The sequence below is a fragment of the Wenzhouxiangella sediminis genome (assembly GCF_003410055.1).
GTDB lineage: Bacteria > Pseudomonadota > Gammaproteobacteria > Xanthomonadales > Wenzhouxiangellaceae > Wenzhouxiangella > Wenzhouxiangella sediminis.
Genome location: NZ_QUZK01000012.1, coordinates 81,334 through 96,608, shown reverse-complemented (window position 1 = coordinate 96,608; position 15,275 = coordinate 81,334). Strand labels below are relative to the sequence as shown.

Genomic DNA, 15,275 nt, shown 5'->3' with positions numbered 1-15,275 from the left:
GGTGGGCCGTTTCGGCGATGCCGACGGGCCCGGGTCGTCACATCAGGTGGTTGTGACTACGCCTGGGGAGGGCGGAGAGGCGTGTCGATGGCGTTGCGGAGCGATCCGGGAGGCAGGTTGGACGACGCGATGCGCGTCGGCAGGTATTGGGAAGTCGAAATGCGGGTCGGCACCACCAGGGTCAATGCCGAGCAGGAGCAATCGCAGCTTTCGTACGGGCAGTCCGCCTGGTCGGCGCAGCAGCCCTGGTCATCGTCGCCGCAATCCGGGGCGCGTTCGGCCGTCTTCCGAGGGACATGGCAATGGCCCGAATCCGCTTCGACCTGTCCGGAGGAAGCGATTTCGGATTCGCCGCCATGAGCGGCTCCGGTCGCCCATGCCGAAACGCTGCCCGTCAGGAGGGCAACGGCGAGGATGCAGTGCAATGTCAGGGAAAGCACGGGCTTCATCATTAAAGCTTAGCAGTAGCCATATGAGTGGAGCAAGAACACGGGCGTCCCAGTGTGACTCGTAGCATCTTCTAGGAGGGCTGGAATCGCGGTTGGTTCCGCCGGTGCCGGCGATTCTGCTATCTTTTGCACAGCACTGACGAAAGGGGGTCAAGCCATGAAGCCTTCGCTAGCCGCACGGCGGCTCGACGGTGGGTTCCCGGCGGCCGTTCGGGAACGGGCCGCATGAATCCAACGCCATCGGAACGAATCCGACGTCTGCTCGACTCGCTCCCCCGGTCGCTGTTTCTGGCGTCGGGCGACCTGGAGGGGGTCATTTCGGGGCGGAGCATCCCGACGCGCGATGCCGTCGAGCGTATCCTCGGCCGGCTCGAGACTTTCGAGCTTCTGGGCCGGCACGTGATGGTCGTCGGCAGCGGGGCCGGTTACCTGGCCGCTGCACTGGCTCGGCTCACTGACGACCTGGTGGTGGTCGAGCGAAACTCCGATGTGGCCGACATCGCACGGCGGAATCTCGAACGGGCGGGGATCGGCAACCTGCACCTGATCCTGGGTGAAGGCGAGCAGGGTGCGCCCGACCTGGCGCCCTTCGACCTGGTGTTCTGCAATGCACGCATGGACGATTCGGAACGGCTCGTCGACCAACTCGCCGACGGCGGTCATCTGGTGACCCTGGAGGGCGACGACCCGCTGGTTCCAGTGCTGGTGGCACGCACACGCAGGAACGAATCCCTCGAGCGGCAGGAACTCGGCCCCGTCAATCTGGCCCACGACGCCGGGGAGATCATGATCGACCTGGGCTACGTGGACGAAGATCAGCTTCGGGAAGCCCGGGCAGAGGCCCGCCGCCGGCGCGAGCCGGTAATCACCACGCTCCAGCGCCATAGCGATGCAACGGACGTTGAGCTTTACCGTCGACTCGCCGAACGCTACGGGCTCCAGCTGACGAGCGCCGATGAACTGCTCAAGCGCCTGGACCTGGCCTTGTTCAAGCGCTTCTCCAAAACTTTCCTGGACAATCAGCGGCTGGTGCCGATTCGTTCAAGTGACGGGACCTTGTACGTCGCGACCGACAACCCGGATGTCGCCACAGAGGACGTTGCGCGGGTTCAGGACTTCAGGTCCGTGGTCAGATTGCTGGTCACGCCTACCGATTTCCGGCGGCTCTGGCAGGTCATCGACCTGTCCGCCCGCGGCAACGAGATGCTGAAGTGGACCGAACAGCATCCGGAGCCGACGCGATCGGAAGATCTGCTCGAGACGTCCGAACGGGAACTCAGCCACTACCTGGTCTCGCTTTACGAATCGGTCCTGCTGGACGCCGTCAGCGCCAAGGCCTCCGATGTGCACGTCGAACGCTACGGCGATCGGATCCGCATCCGCATCCGCGTGGACGGGGAGCTGCACGACCTGACCCACTATCAGCTGAGCCCGCGCGACCACGCCGGCCTGATCAACGTGATCAAGGTGCGCGCCGAGATCAACATCGCCGAGCGTCGCCTGCCGCAGGGCGGGCGCTCGCACATGCGCGTGGGCGCGACCAACTACGATCTGCGGGTACAGATCCAGCCTTCGCTTCATGGTGAGCACGCCGTCATTCGCCTGCTCTCGCAGACCGGACGCGTGCTGGGCCTGAAGGAACTGGGCATGTCCGAGCGGGTGGCCGGTTTCTACCAGCGCCTGCTCGATAACCCGGCCGGCCTGGTGCTGGTCGTCGGCCCAACGGGATCGGGCAAGTCGACCACGCTCTACGCCGCGCTGCAGGAGCTGGCGGACGACGGCCGCCGCAAGGTGATCACGGTCGAGGATCCCATCGAATACTCCATCGACAACATCCAGCAGACGCGTTCACGGCCGGAGATCGGCTTCAGCTTTGCCGACGCCATGCGCAGCTTCGTCCGTCAGGACCCGGACGTGATCCTGGTGGGTGAAATCCGCGATGCCGAAACGGCGCTGGAAGCCATGCGCGCCTCCCAGACGGGCCATCTGGTGCTGTCGACCCTGCATGCCAACGACTCGGTGGACGCGCTGCAGCGGCTCTACGACCTCGACGTTCTCCCCAATTCGATCGCCGGCGAGCTCCTTGCCGTGATCGCCCAGCGCCTGGCCAAGCGGATCTGTGAACACTGCCGGGAACCGTCCGAACCCGATCCCGGGATCCTCGCAGAACTCTTCCCGGATCGTGTGCCGGTGAACTTCCGCTGCTTCCGCGGCGCTGGTTGCAAACGCTGTAACGGCATGGGCACGCGCGGGCGGATCGCGGTCGTCGAGTACCTCCAGGCCAACGACGATGTCCGGCGGGTGATCTCGCTGCAGCCGCCGGCCGGCGAGCTGCGCTGGCAGGCGCTCGACGCCGGCCTGATCACGATGCGCGACAGCGCGCTCGATCACGTCATCAACGGCACGATTCCGCTCGAGGAACTGCCACGCATCCTGCCGCAGGACCGCATGGCGCCCGAGCAGCGCGGCGGCCGGAGGGAGCAGCGATGAGTCGCAAACCACGGCTACAGAGACCGCCGGCCGAAAAGGCCTTCGCGGACGAACTCAAGTTGCTCAAGCAATGGGACGACCATCCCGTTCCGCCCGGTTGGAAACTGTCCCCGCTGGCCGTCGAGAAGTTCGTACTCGGTGACTCCGAACTCGGCATAACGTCCAAGATGGTGGTCGATCCCGGTGTGATCACCCGCGTGGTGATCGGCTTGTGCACCGATCGCGGCTGCCTGCTGGTCGGCGAGCCCGGCACGGCCAAGTCCTGGCTGTCGGAGCTGCTGGCCGCGGCCATTTCCGGCGACTCCTCGCTGACCCTGCAGGGCGGGGCGGTCGGCGATGTCGAGCAGCTGCTCTACAGCTGGAACGATGCGCTGCTGGCCCAGGGCGGTCCCCGGCCCGAGGCCCTGGTGCCCAGCCCGATCTACCGGGGCATGCGCGACGGCAAGATCGTTCGCTTCGAGGAAGTGGCGCGCTGTCCCCAGCCGCTGCAGGACGCGCTGTTGTCCATCCTCTCCGACCGGCTGATCACCGTCCCCGAGCTCAGCGGCCAGGCCGGCGTGCTGTATTCCCGTGCCGGGTTCAATGTCATCGCCACGTCCAACAGCATCGATGAGGGCGTCAATCGAATGAGCGCGGCCCTGAAGCGGCGGATGAACTTCGAAACCATTCGGCCGATTCGCGATGTCGAGGACGAGATCGCCGTGGTCACGCGCGAAGTCGGGCGTCTCAATGAATACGCCGGCATCGAGGTGCGCATCGACGCCTCGGTGATCATGGCGTTGGTGACCATCTTCCACGAGCTGCGCAACGGCCAGTCGCTCAGCGGTCGCTCCACCGACCGCCTGGCCGGCGCCACGATGTCGACGGCCGAGGCAGTCAGCGTCGGGCATGCCATGTGCATCCATGCCCGCTATTACACCGACGGCGAGGTGGGCATCGACAGCCTGGTGCATTTCATCGTCGGTTCGGCGCTCAAGGACCAGCCGGACGATCGCCGACGATTGCGTCACTACTTCGAGACGGAAATAGCCCACAAGCGCGGTGAAATCTGGAAGGCCGTCTACGCCCAGCGCGAACTGATCTGAGCGTTCATCGCTGCACCAATTGGCGATAGATGGCGGGCAGGGCGCGGCTCAATGCCGACGCCCTCGGCACGATGGCGTAGCCGCTGCGCCCGAAGATCAGGGGGAAATACTGTCGGGCGTGGGTGTCGATGGTGACGCCGAAGACGACCAGCTCCTTCCGTCGGGCCTCGCGCACGGCCATGCGCGTGTCCTCGATGGCGTAGCGCCCTTCGTAGTGATCGGTGTCGTTGGGTTTGCCGTCGGTCAGCACCAGCAGCAAGCGGTGCCGGTTGGACCGCTCGGCAAGCTCCGCGGCAACGTGGCGGATGGCCGTACCCATGCGCGTATAGCGCCCGGGCTCGAGTGCCGCGATTCGGCGTTCGATGTTGCGGTCCATGGCTTCCTCGAAGCGCTTGAGCGGGGTGATTTCAACGCGCTTGCGGCGATGCGAGGTGAAGCTGTAGACCGCCTGCTCGTCTCCGCAGGCGTCGATGCCGTTGGCGAGCACCAGCAGGGCTTCCCTTTCGATGTCGATGACGCGCCGGTCGTCGAGCCAGGAGTCGGTCGACAGCGATACGTCCACCAGCGTGGCCACCGCCAGGTCGCGTGATGTGTCGCGCCAGGTTGCGTAGATGCGGTCAGAGCCGGAGTGACCGGCGGCGCGCTCGGTCACCATGCGCACCACGGCATCCATGTCCAGTTCGTCGCCGTCGAGCTGGGCGCGCAGCAGCTCGCGGTGCGGTCTCAGTGCTTGGAACTGGCGGCGCACGTGCCGGATGCGAGCCCGGGTATCGGCATCCGGCGACCAGTCTTCATCGGCCAGGGCGGGCTCGAGTTCCTGTACCGCGCAGAAGTCGGGCAGATAGCGCCGGCGGCCGTAATGCCATTCCGGCCAGGTGACTCCTGCGCGCAATGACGACTCCGGTATCGCCTCGGACGCGATTTCCAGGCCCATCTTCAGGCGCGTGGCCGCCTTCTTTCGGTGTTTGGAGATCGTCAGCTCGTCGAGCCCTTCCGCAGCCTGGCGCGCATCCTCTTCTTCGTCGTCGTCGACCGGACGGTTGACGTTGACCATCTCCGCCCAGGAGATGATCTTTTCGAAGGGGTTGAGCATCAGCGGGTCGTCGCGCTCGGTCTGGTCCAGGCGGCGCCGGCTCGCCCGGAACATCTGTTCGCCGATTTCTGTGGCCTCGCCGTCGGTCTCTTCGTCATCGGCGGCTCTTTCCTCGTCGGGGGCAGTACCTGGATCGAGCGTTGGCCACAGCGGCACCGGCAGCGGCGGGCGGTAGCCGGCCGGGGCGCGGAATTCGCGAATCGATCCGGGGTCGTCGGTCACGGCACGAAGCATGCTGCCCGCGCGATCGTCCAGCCGCAGGTCCTCACCGAGAAGGTGACGAATCACGCGCTCGACGGCGTCCTCGGCCGGCGGAAGCCGCCGCGATGGCCGCAGGTGGATCAGCTGAGCTGCCATGTCGGCATAGCGCGGCCGCCAGCCGGGGAAATCACGCTGCAGGGCTGCCAGGGCCCGGGTGGATGCTGCCAGGTAGAGAAGGTCGCGCTGAAGGGGGTCGGCCGTCGCCGGCGGCAGGTGGCCGTAGGCCGTGAAGGCGGTCTGCCAGAAGTACAGGCGGCGGTTGTTCTCGGACGCGGCGAACAGGGCGTTGCGCTGCGGCAGTACCAGGTGTTCGCCGTCGAGCCGGGCCAGCTCCATGTGCTCCTGGTCCATTCCGAGACGCTGGCGCCAGCTCAGTCGATGTGTCTTCCCGGCCGCGCGTGCGGTGGTCAGCGTGACCCCGGCCGGGCCGCCGAGGGCGCGGAAGTAGACGGCCAGTGAATCACGCAGGGATTCGAAGGTGACGGCCGCCTCGGCGTGGACCCGATAGCTGGTCGCGCTGGAAGCCCAGCGGTGCCACCAGCGGCCGACCAGTTCCTCGAATTCGAGCCATTCGGGCATCGGGGCTCAAGCTCCGTGCATGTGATCAGAGCTTCCTCAGAAGCTGTGCGACAGCAGTTCCTCGAGGGCGGCGATCACGTCCCCGTCGTCGCTGAGCGGCTGGATCAACGTCGCCCGGGCGGCGGTTTCCATGGCCATCCCGCCGGCGACCAGGCTGGCGCAGTACACGAGCAGGCGGGTCGACACCCCTTCTTCGAGATCCTTGCCCTTGAGTTCCCGGATGCGGCGGGCGAGGTTGATCAGGCCGGCGCACAGGTCCTTCGACAGGCCGCTTTCGGCGGCCACGATTTCGGTCTCCACCTCCGGCGGCGGGAAATCGAAGCTCAACGCGGCAAAGCGCTGACGCGTGCTGGGCTTGAGCGACTTGAGTACGTGCTGATAGCCGGGGTTGTAGGAGACCACCAGCATGAACTCCGGCGGCGCCTGCAGGATTTCTCCGGTTCGCTCCAGCGGCAGGACGCGCCGGTCGTCGGTCAGCGGATGCAGCACCACGGTGACGTCCTTGCGCGCCTCGACCACCTCGTCGAGGTAGCAGATGCCGCCCTCGCGCACCGCGCGGGTGAGGGGGCCGTCAACCCACTGCGTGTCGCCGCCCGAGAGCAGGTAGCGGCCCGTCAGGTCGGCGGCGGTGAGGTCGTCGTGACAGGCAACCGTGAACAGCGGCCGCCCCAGGCGGGCGGCCATGTGCGCGACGAAGCGGGTCTTGCCGCAGCCGGTCGGGCCTTTCAGCAGCAGAGGCAGGCCCTGTTGCCAGGCCGCCTCGAAGAAAGCGCACTCGCCGGCTGTCTCGCGGTACCAGGGCAGCTGTGCCGAGGATTCGGCGCCTGGCTCGGGATCACCCATCGGCGCTGCCGGCGGCCACGTGTGCGGCGCCCTTCGGGGTCTGTTCGCGCGGCTTGCCCAGGGTGGCCCACAGGAAGACCAGCGCCCCGATGACCACGATGATGCCGGCGCCGAAGCGCATGGCGTAGAACACCCAGATCTGGTCCTGCGTGGTCATGTAGTTCTCGCCCATGACGCGCTGCAGGTGGGTCTGGACCACGCCGGCGAAGGTCAGCGTGAAGGTCATGAAGGCCATGCCCCCCGTCATCATCCAGAAGCTCCACATGTTGCGGATCTGGTTGTAGGGCAGCTTGCCGCGCAGTTGCGGCATGGCGTAGCTGATGACCGCCAGGTTGAGCATCACGTAGGCGCCGTAGAAGGCGAGGTGGCCATGGGCGGCGGTGACCTGGGTGCCATGGCTGTAGTAGTTGACCCAGGACATGTTGTGCATCAGCCCCCACACGCCGGCGCCGAAGAAGGCCATGACCGCACAGCCGAGCGTCCACAGAATCGCCGCCTTGTTGGGGTGGTTGCGGCTGCCCTGCCAGAACATGTAGAACGTGAAAACCACCATCGAGAACAGCGGCAGCACCTCGAGCGCGCCGAAGATGTTGCCCAACGGTTGCCAGTAGCCCGGCGTGCCGATCCAGTAGTAGTGGTGGCCGGTGCCGAGCAGGCCGGCGAACAGCACCAGGCCGACGATCACGTACAGCCACTTCTCGATGATTTCGCGGTCGACGCCGGACATCTTGACCAGCAGGTAGGCCAGCAGGGAGGCCATGATGAGGCCCCACACGCCCTCCACCCAGAGATGGATGACGTACCACCAGTACATCTTGTCCAGGGACAGGTTGGACGGGTTGTAGAAGGAGAACAGCCAGAAGATGGCAGCCAGCCAGAGACCCGCCATGAGGATCATGGATATCGCCGTCCGGCGGCCCGCCAGCAGCGTTCGGCTGCCGTTGTAGAGGAACATCAGGAACGAGATGGTCAACAGGATCTTGACCCACAGGGGCTGCTCGAGGAATTCACGGCCTTCGTGAATGCCGAACTGGTAGCCGACCAGGGCCGCGGCCCCGGCGAACACGAAGATACCCAGCTGGATGTAGGCGATCATCGGGCTGTGGAGCTCGGTTTCGGCTTCTTCGGGCAGCAGGTAGTAAGTGGCGCCGAAGAACCCGATCAGCAGCCAAACCACGAGCAGGTTGGTATGGCTCATGCGCATGATGTGGAACGGCATGGCCTCGGCCATGAATTCGGGCCACACGTAGACCGCCCCGGCCAGCAGGCCGAAGAGCACCTGGCCGGCGAACAGCAGCAGGGCGGCAATGAAAAACGGATAGGCGACTTTCTGCGTCTGGTACTTCATTCAGCTCTCCCTCTTATCCCGAAATCGTCGGCGGCCAGTCCTGCGTGTCGATCTCGCTGGTCCAGCGGAAAAAATCGACCAGTGCGTCCAGCTCCTCTTCGGTCAGATGCTTGTAGGAAGGCATCTGACGTCGACCGGGGACGCCCAGCGGTTGCAGGGAGATCCAGGACTTGATGCCCTGCCGGGCCGCCTCCGGATCCTCGGCGCCACCGTAGCGGAGCCAGACGTTGCCCAGTTCGGGCGCGAAATAGGCGCCTTCGCCGAGCAGGCTGTGGCAGTTGATGCACGATTCCCTTTCCCACACGTGCTTGCCGAGCTTGACCGACTCGGTCAGTCCTTCGTGATCGGTCGATTCGGTGACGATGTAGTAGTGGCTGTGTGCCGTCAGTCCGACGAAGATGATGAAGAAGATGATTGAACCGCCCAGAAAGATGTTCCGGGCGGCGTTCCGGCTGAGACCCTCGATCATCGGACCCTCCTCAAGCCAATGAATGAAAGTGATGTTTGATATCCATCAATTGCATTCTATGGCCTAGGCGGGTGAGGCTACAAGGAAAAACCGCTTTTTAATCCGCCATTTAAGTTAGCAGCTGCTCATATTCCGGGTGCCGTTCGATCCACCTGGCCACATACGGACAATTGGCAACCACCCGCAAGCCCTTGTCCCGGGCCCAGTCCAGCGCGTAGCGGGTGATTTCACCGGCAATGCCCCGGCCGCCGACGGCTTCAGGCACGCGCACGTGATTCATGCTGACTGTGTTGCCGTCGCGCACGTACTCGAGCACGCAGAGCTGGTTGTCGACCAAGGCTTCGAAGCGTTGCCGTTCCTCGTTGTGCTGGATGTCGATGGTGCTCATGGGCGACTCCCTATGCCTGGCAGGGTTGATCAGTAGAGATAGCGGGTCCGGATCGTGGCCGGAATGGCTTCCAGGCCGCGGATGATGCGCGTGGCGTCCCCGGTTTCGGCGTCCATCACGACATAGCCGACGTCGGGCATGGTCTGCAGGTACTGGGCCACGATGTTGACGCCGGCCTCCGAGAAGACCGAGTTGACCGCCTGCAGCACACCCGGCTCGTTGCGGTGGATGTGCAGGATGCGCCGCGCGGTGGCGTGGTCGGGCAGGGCGACTTCCGGGAAATTGACCGCGCCCATGGTCGAGCCGTTGTCGGAGTATCGAACCAGTTTGCCGGCCACGTCGAGCGCGATGTTTTCCTGGGCCTCGCGCGTGGAACCGCCGATATGCGGCGTCAGCAGAACGTTATCCATCCCGCGCAGTTCGCTGACGAAGGTTTCGTCCGGCCCGGAGGGCTCCGATGGAAACACGTCGATGGCGGCACCGGCGAGGTGATGCGATTTCAGCGCCTCCGCGAGGGCGGGAATGTCGACCACCTTGCCGCGCGAGGCGTTGATCAGGCGGCTTCCGGTCTGCATGGCAGCCAGCTCGCGCTTGCCGATCATGCCGCGGGTCTGGTCGGTATCGGGCACGTGCAGGCTGACGATATCGGCCTGCTGCAGCACCTCGGTCAGGCTCGAGGCCGGCCGGGCATTGCCCAGCGGCAGCTTGTCGACGATGTCGTGAAAGATCACGTTCATTCCCATCCCTTCGGCCAGGATGCCGAGCTGCGAGCCGATATGGCCGAAACCGACGATGCCCAGGGTCTTGCCGCGCACTTCGTGAGAGCCCGCGGCGGTCTTGAGCCATTCGCCGCGGTGGGCGGCCATGTTCTTTTCGGGAATGCCGCGCATCAGCATGATGATCTCGGCGAGCACCAGTTCGGCCACCGAGCGGGTGTTGGCGTACGGCGCGTTGAAGACCGGGATGCCGCGCTTGCGGGCGGCGTCGAGGTCGACCTGGTCCGTGCCGATGCAGAAACAGCCGATGGCGGTCAGCTTGTCTGCCGCGTCGAGTATCTCTTCGGTGATGTGGCTGCGTGAACGGATGCCGAGGAAGTGCACGCCGGCGAGGGCCTCCTTGAGGGCCCCGGGCTCGAGCGCTGTGGATTCGACCCGCAGGCTTTCGTAGCCCGATCTCCGCACGCTCTCGACGGCGCGGTCGTGCACGCCCTCGAGCAGCAGGAAGTTGATCTTGTCCTTGGGTAGGGAGTGCTTGGCGGCCATTCGGGCGATCGTCCGGGTGTCTGCGTTCTGAAAGGGTGATAATAACGTCATGAGTCGCTTTGATCCGATCGAATCGCTGACCGACGACGAGTCCCTGGCGCACTATGGCCGGGACTGGACGCGCTTCTGGCCGGCGCGCCCGGAGGCGGTCGTGTTTCCGCGCAGCACCGAAGAGGTCGTGGACTTGGTGCGCCTGGCTCGCCGCGACGGCCTGAAGTTGGTCCCCAGCGGCGGGCGAACCGGTCTGTCCGGGGGCGCGGTGGCGAGCAGCGGCGAGGTCGTGGTCTCCCTCGAGAAGATGCGCGAGCTTGTCGAACTCGATACGACTGAGCCCGGCCTGCGCGCCCAGGCCGGCCTGCCGGTCGGCGAGCTGCAGCGCCGGGCGACCGAAGCCGGACTTTACTACCCCGTGGATTGGGCAGCGGCGGCCTCCAGCCAGCTCGGCGGCTCGATCGCCACCAACGCCGGCGGCATCCGGGTACTGCGCTACGGCATGACGCGCGACTGGGTGCAGGGCCTGACCGTGGTCACCGGCACCGGCGAGGTGCTGGAACTCAATCGCGGCCTGGTCAAGAACAACACCGGCCTGGACCTCAGGCACCTGATGATCGGCTCCGAAGGCGTGCTCGGCATCATCACCGAAGCCACCATGGCGCTGACCCGGCCGCCGCCGGAACAGTCCGTGCTGCTCATCGGGTTCGCCGGCCTGTCGTCGATCATGCCGGTCTTCACCGAGCTGCGCGCCGGGCTGACCCTGTCGGCCTTCGAGTTCTTCGACCGGCGTTCGATCGAGTACGTCGCCGGCGCCACCGGCGAGGACTTCCCGCTGGATGGCGAGTGCCCGTACTACGCCGTGGTGGAGTTCGACGATCCGGGACAGGCCAGCCAGGAACGCGCACTGGAACTGTTCGAGCGCCTGGCGGAGGCCGGCCACCTGGCCGACGGCACGATCAGCCAGTCGCTCACCCAGGCGAAGGAACTGTGGCGCTGGCGCGAGGCGATCAGCGAATCGATCAGCCCGATGACGCCCTACAAGAACGACCTGTCGGTGCGCGTCTCGCGCGTACCCGAATTCCTCGATGCGCTCGACCGCCTGGTTTCCGAGCACTATCCGGAGTTCGAAGTCGTGTGGTTCGGCCACATCGGCGACGGCAACCTGCACATGAACGTGCTCAGGCCCGAGGACTGGTCGATCGGGAACTTCCACGCCGCTGGCCGCGAGCTCAGCCCGCGCGTGTTCGAGCTGGTGCGCCAGTTCGAAGGCAGCGTCTCGGCCGAACACGGCGTGGGCCTGCTCAAGCGCGAGGACCTGCACTACACCCGCTCGAAGGCCGAGATCGAACTCATGCGCCAGATCAAGGCCGCCTTCGACCCCGAAGGCATCTTCAATCCCGGGAAGGTTTTCTGACAGTCAAAACCTTGTAACCACGGAAGACACGGAAGGAAAAGATTCTTTACTTGTTTTCCCGTGCTTTCCGTGTCTTCCGTGGTTCCAGGGTTTTACGCTTTTGACCTTTAAGCCGCCTGACGTTCCTCCGGTGCCAGGCGTTCGAGGAGTTCCTCGGCCAGGTGGAAGCGGTCTTCGATCTCCTCGAATTCGCCCTTGATGCGCAGCCGGTCGTTGGCGGGCAGTTCGAAGGTGTGCGATTCCTTCTGGATCATCTTGAGCAGCTCGCCCATGTTGATGTCCGGCTTGGCCTGGAACTCCACCCGGCCGCCGGCCGGGCCGACCTCGAGGCGCTTCATGCCGAGCTTCTTGGCCCGCAGTCTCAGCTCGGCCGTGGCGAAGAGGTTCTTGACCTCCTGCGGCAGCAGGCCGAAGCGGTCGATCATCTCGACCTGGAGGTCGTTGAGTTTCCTGTCGGTGTCGGCCTGGCTGATGCGCTTGTAGAGCACCAGGCGCTGGTGCACGTCGGGCAGGTAGCCTTCCGGGATCATGGCCGTGATGTGCAGGTCGACCTCGCTGGTGATCGACATCGGCTCGTCGAGATCGGGTTCCTCGCCGTTCTTCAGCGCCTCCACGGCGCGGTTGAGCAGGTCGGAGTAGAGCGCGAAGCCGATCGCCTCGATCTGGCCCGACTGATCCTCGCCGAGCAGTTCGCCGGCGCCGCGGATCTCGAGGTCGTGGCTGGCCAGGGTGAAGCCCGCACCCAGTTCTTCCAGCGTCTGGATGGCCTCGAGGCGTTTCTTGGCGTCACGGGTCATCACTTTCCAGGGCGGCGTGATCAGGTAGGCGTAGGCCAGGTGGTGCGAGCGGCCGACGCGCCCGCGAAGCTGGTGCAACTGGGCCAGGCCGAACTTGTCGGCGCGGTTGATGATGATGGTGTTGGCCGTGGGTACGTCGATGCCGTTTTCGATGATGGTCGAGCACACCAGCAGGTTGATGCGGCGCGAGTAGAAGTCGCGCATGGTCTTCTCCATCTCGCCCGGCGGCATCTGCCCGTGGGCCATGCCGATGCGCGCGTTGGGGAACATCTCCTCCAGCTCGGCGACCTGGCGCGCCATGGTGCGCACTTCGTTGTGCAGGAAATACACTTGACCGCCGCGCTGGAACTCGCGCGAGACGGCATCGCGAATCGCCGCCGAATCCCATTCGGATACGAAGGTGCGAACCGCCAGGCGCTTGGCCGGCGGGGTGGCGATGATCGACAGTTCGCGCAGGCCCGCCATGGACATGTTGAGCGTGCGCGGGATCGGCGTGGCCGTGAGCGTGAGCAGGTCGACTTCGGCACGCAGGGCCTTGAGGCGTTCCTTCTGGCGCACGCCGAAGCGCTGTTCCTCGTCGATGATGACCAGGCCGAGTTCCTTGAACTTGATGTCCTTCTGCAGGAGCCGGTGGGTGCCGATGACGATGTCGACCGTTCCGTCACGCAGGCCTTCGAGCGTCTTGCCGGCGGCCGCACCGGTGCGCGAGAGCAGGCGGACCTTGACCGGCCAGTCGGCGAAGCGGTCGGCGAAATTGCGGTAGTGCTGCTCGGCCAGCAGGGTGGTCGGTGCAAGCATGGCGACCTGCCGGCCGGAGTTGGCCACCACGAAGGCCGCGCGCAGGGCGACCTCGGTCTTGCCGAAGCCGACGTCGCCGCAGACGACGCGGTCCATCGGCTCGGTCGAGGCCAGGTCGGCGAGCACTGCGTCGATGGCGTCCTGCTGGTCCTCGGTTTCCTCGTACTCGAAGCCGGCCGCGAAGCGGGCGTAGAGGCCGCGTTCGAGCTCGTAGCTCTGGCCCTGCCGGGCCGCTCGGCGTGCCTGCAGGTTGAGCAGTTCGGCGGCGGCGTCGCGCACCTTCTCGGCGGCCTTGCGCCGGGTGCGCGCCCAGCGATCCGAGCTGAGCTTGTGCAGGTCGATGCTGTCGGGGTCGGCGCCGGTGTAGCGGCTGACCAGATGCAGATCGGTGACCGGCACGTAGAGCTTGTCGCCGCCGGCGTATTCCAGGCAGAGGTACTCGGCCGTGGTGTCGCCGGCGTCGAGCACCTCCAGGCCCAGGTAGCGGCCGATGCCGTGTTCCAGGTGGACGACCAGCGCGCCGGGCTGGAGGTCGGCCAGGCTCTTGATCATCGACTCGGGATCCTGGCCGGTCCGCCGCTCGCGCCGCACCGTGCGCGTGTGGCCCGGGAAGAGTTCGCTTTCGGTCAGGACGGTGATGCCGCGGTCGCCCAGGCGGCAGCCACCCGATACCGGCATGACGACGACCGCCAGCGGGTCGTCGCCCGAGAGAAAGGCCGACCAGGAATCGAGCAGTTTCGGGCGAAGCCCCCCGGCCCGGAGCGCGTCGCGAATCAACTCGCGTCGGCCGGCCGTGTCGGCGGCAATCATGACCCGATCATCCATTCCGCGCAGTTTGCGGGCCGTGTCCTCGGCCTTCTCGTCGAGGTCCAGCGTCGGGGCGGGCGCGACGACCTCGGCGGCCGGTTTGCGCCGGGTGACCTTGACGGCGGCGTCGTCCTCCATCGTCCGGATCATGTCCGCGGCCGGCACGAACAGCTCCCCGGGATCGAGCACGGGCCGCTCGATGTCGCCGCCGCGCTGCTCGCGGCGGTGCTCGACCTCGTGCCAGTAGTCCCGGGCCGCGTCCTCGACGCCGGGCAGCAGGAGCAGCCGGTGCGGACTCGGCAGGTAATCGGTCAGGCTCGAGGTGGCCTCGAAGAACAGCGGCAGGTACTGCTCCAGGCCCTGGCTGTGATGGCCCTCGCCGACTTCCTGGTAGGGCAGGGCGCGCCTGAGGTCCACATCGAAGCGGTTGCGAAAGGCGCGCCGAAAAGCCTGGCGGCTGTCTTCGTCAAACGGGTACTCGCGCGCCGGCAGCATGTCGATGCGCTCGAGCTTGCCGGTGGAGCGCTGGCTCTCGGCGTCGAAGGTCCGGATCGACTCGATCTCGTCGTCGAACAGTTCGAGCCGGTAGGGGTCCGGGCGGCCCATCGGCCACAGGTCCATCACCGCGCCGCGGATCGCGAACTGGCCGGGCTGCCAGACCTGCTCGGTCACCTGGTAGCCGGCGGCGTGCAGTCGGGCCCGGAAAGACTCGCTGTCGATGCGCTCGCCCACGGCCAGGTTCAGGCTCTGGCCCTGCACCCAGGCCACCGGCGGCAGGCGCTGCATCAGGGCCGTGATCGGCGCGATCACGACACCCGCATCCATGCCCGGCAAGCGCGAGAGCAGGTCCAGTCGCCGCGAGATCAGGTCGGGGTGGGGCGAATAGAGATCATAGGGCAGGATCTCCCAGTCCGAAAACAGCTCCGCGTCGACCGTGCCGAGCTGGTTGATGTCGTCCCTCAGGTGCCGGGCGGCGTAGCCGTCGGGCACGGCGACCAGCACCGGGCCGCCCTTGCGGCCGGCGTAGGACGAGATGGCCAGCGCCAGCGGCAGCCCCTCGAGCAGGGGCCAGTCGACGCGGCCTTCGCCGTCGCGGGGCGGGTTGAATACGGAGAAGCGCTCGGACATGACTCGGTGGGGTCGGTGAAACCGCGCATTTTACCAAGCGCGAGCGGGGCGGCCGGGTGAAGTGTGATTC

At 66.0% G+C, this 15,275-nt stretch carries 11 protein-coding genes; 3 read left to right on the top strand and 8 right to left on the bottom strand.

Features of this window, described 5'->3' with window-relative positions:
- Positions 1 to 56: 56 nt before the first annotated feature.
- Entirely contained in the window at positions 57 to 449 is a 393-nt protein-coding gene (locus DZC52_RS02035; RefSeq protein WP_147307580.1) for a hypothetical protein, read from the bottom strand.
- A 225-nt stretch (positions 450 to 674) separates the two neighbouring features.
- Here DZC52_RS02035 and DZC52_RS02030 point away from each other — a divergent pair, with 225 nt between their 5' ends.
- Entirely contained in the window at positions 675 to 2,939 is a 2,265-nt protein-coding gene (locus DZC52_RS02030; RefSeq protein WP_116649450.1) for an ATPase, T2SS/T4P/T4SS family, read from the top strand.
- Positions 2,936 to 4,024 carry an ATP-binding protein gene (locus tag DZC52_RS02025; RefSeq protein ID WP_116649449.1) on the top strand — a complete coding sequence of 363 codons (1,089 nt, stop codon included), beginning with the start codon at positions 2,936 to 2,938 and terminating at the stop codon, positions 4,022 to 4,024. The genes DZC52_RS02030 and DZC52_RS02025 overlap by 4 nt, the downstream gene beginning before the upstream one ends.
- Before the next feature lie 4 nt (positions 4,025 to 4,028).
- Here the strand turns inward: DZC52_RS02025 and DZC52_RS02020 are convergent, their stop codons facing one another.
- The 6 genes from DZC52_RS02020 to serA all read right to left on the bottom strand — a co-directional run bounded on the left by DZC52_RS02020 (position 4,029) and on the right by serA (position 10,267).
- Positions 4,029 to 5,957, bottom strand: a complete 1,929-nt coding sequence (locus DZC52_RS02020; protein ID WP_116649448.1) for a nitric oxide reductase activation protein NorD — start codon at positions 5,955 to 5,957, stop codon at positions 4,029 to 4,031.
- Positions 5,958 to 5,993: 36 nt separating this feature from the next.
- Entirely contained in the window at positions 5,994 to 6,800 is an 807-nt protein-coding gene (locus DZC52_RS02015) for a CbbQ/NirQ/NorQ/GpvN family protein (protein ID WP_116649447.1), read from the bottom strand.
- Complete coding sequence (locus DZC52_RS02010) at positions 6,793 to 8,148, bottom strand: cbb3-type cytochrome c oxidase subunit I (protein ID WP_116649446.1); 1,356 nt, start codon at positions 8,146 to 8,148, stop codon at positions 6,793 to 6,795. The genes DZC52_RS02015 and DZC52_RS02010 overlap by 8 nt, the downstream gene beginning before the upstream one ends.
- Before the next feature lie 13 nt (positions 8,149 to 8,161).
- On the bottom strand, positions 8,162 to 8,617 hold the full coding sequence (locus tag DZC52_RS02005; protein ID WP_116649445.1) for a c-type cytochrome: 456 nt from the start codon (positions 8,615 to 8,617) through the stop codon (positions 8,162 to 8,164).
- A 109-nt stretch (positions 8,618 to 8,726) separates the two neighbouring features.
- A complete protein-coding gene (locus DZC52_RS02000) occupies positions 8,727 to 9,005 on the bottom strand; it encodes a GNAT family N-acetyltransferase (protein WP_116649444.1) in 279 nt (92 codons plus the stop codon).
- Positions 9,006 to 9,034: 29 nt separating this feature from the next.
- A complete protein-coding gene (serA, locus tag DZC52_RS01995) occupies positions 9,035 to 10,267 on the bottom strand; it encodes a phosphoglycerate dehydrogenase (RefSeq protein ID WP_116649443.1) in 1,233 nt (410 codons plus the stop codon).
- A gap of 49 nt (positions 10,268 to 10,316) precedes the next feature.
- Between serA and DZC52_RS01990 the strand changes: the two genes are divergently transcribed.
- A complete protein-coding gene (locus tag DZC52_RS01990) occupies positions 10,317 to 11,675 on the top strand; it encodes an FAD-binding oxidoreductase (RefSeq protein WP_116649442.1) in 1,359 nt (452 codons plus the stop codon).
- 107 nt (positions 11,676 to 11,782) lie between these two features.
- On the opposite strand, the gene mfd is transcribed toward DZC52_RS01990, so the two are convergent.
- On the bottom strand, positions 11,783 to 15,205 hold the full coding sequence (mfd, locus tag DZC52_RS01985; RefSeq protein WP_116649441.1) for a transcription-repair coupling factor: 3,423 nt from the start codon (positions 15,203 to 15,205) through the stop codon (positions 11,783 to 11,785).
- Positions 15,206 to 15,275 lie beyond the last annotated feature (70 nt).

Excerpts from the sequence above, each read along its gene's own strand:
- DZC52_RS02035 (WP_147307580.1), bottom strand. The coding sequence starts at position 449 with ATGAAGCCCGTGCTTTCCCTGACATTGCACTGCATCCTCGCCGTTGCC.
- DZC52_RS02030 (WP_116649450.1), top strand. The coding sequence starts at position 675 with ATGAATCCAACGCCATCGGAACGAATCCGACGTCTGCTCGACTCGCTC.
- DZC52_RS02025 (WP_116649449.1), top strand. The coding sequence starts at position 2,936 with ATGAGTCGCAAACCACGGCTACAGAGACCGCCGGCCGAAAAGGCCTTC.
- DZC52_RS02020 (WP_116649448.1), bottom strand. The coding sequence starts at position 5,957 with ATGCCCGAATGGCTCGAATTCGAGGAACTGGTCGGCCGCTGGTGGCAC.
- DZC52_RS02015 (WP_116649447.1), bottom strand. The coding sequence starts at position 6,800 with ATGGGTGATCCCGAGCCAGGCGCCGAATCCTCGGCACAGCTGCCCTGG.
- DZC52_RS02010 (WP_116649446.1), bottom strand. The coding sequence starts at position 8,148 with ATGAAGTACCAGACGCAGAAAGTCGCCTATCCGTTTTTCATTGCCGCC.
- DZC52_RS02005 (WP_116649445.1), bottom strand. The coding sequence starts at position 8,617 with ATGATCGAGGGTCTCAGCCGGAACGCCGCCCGGAACATCTTTCTGGGC.
- DZC52_RS02000 (WP_116649444.1), bottom strand. The coding sequence starts at position 9,005 with ATGAGCACCATCGACATCCAGCACAACGAGGAACGGCAACGCTTCGAA.
- serA (WP_116649443.1), bottom strand. The coding sequence starts at position 10,267 with ATGGCCGCCAAGCACTCCCTACCCAAGGACAAGATCAACTTCCTGCTG.
- DZC52_RS01990 (WP_116649442.1), top strand. The coding sequence starts at position 10,317 with ATGAGTCGCTTTGATCCGATCGAATCGCTGACCGACGACGAGTCCCTG.
- mfd (WP_116649441.1), bottom strand. The coding sequence starts at position 15,205 with ATGTCCGAGCGCTTCTCCGTATTCAACCCGCCCCGCGACGGCGAAGGC.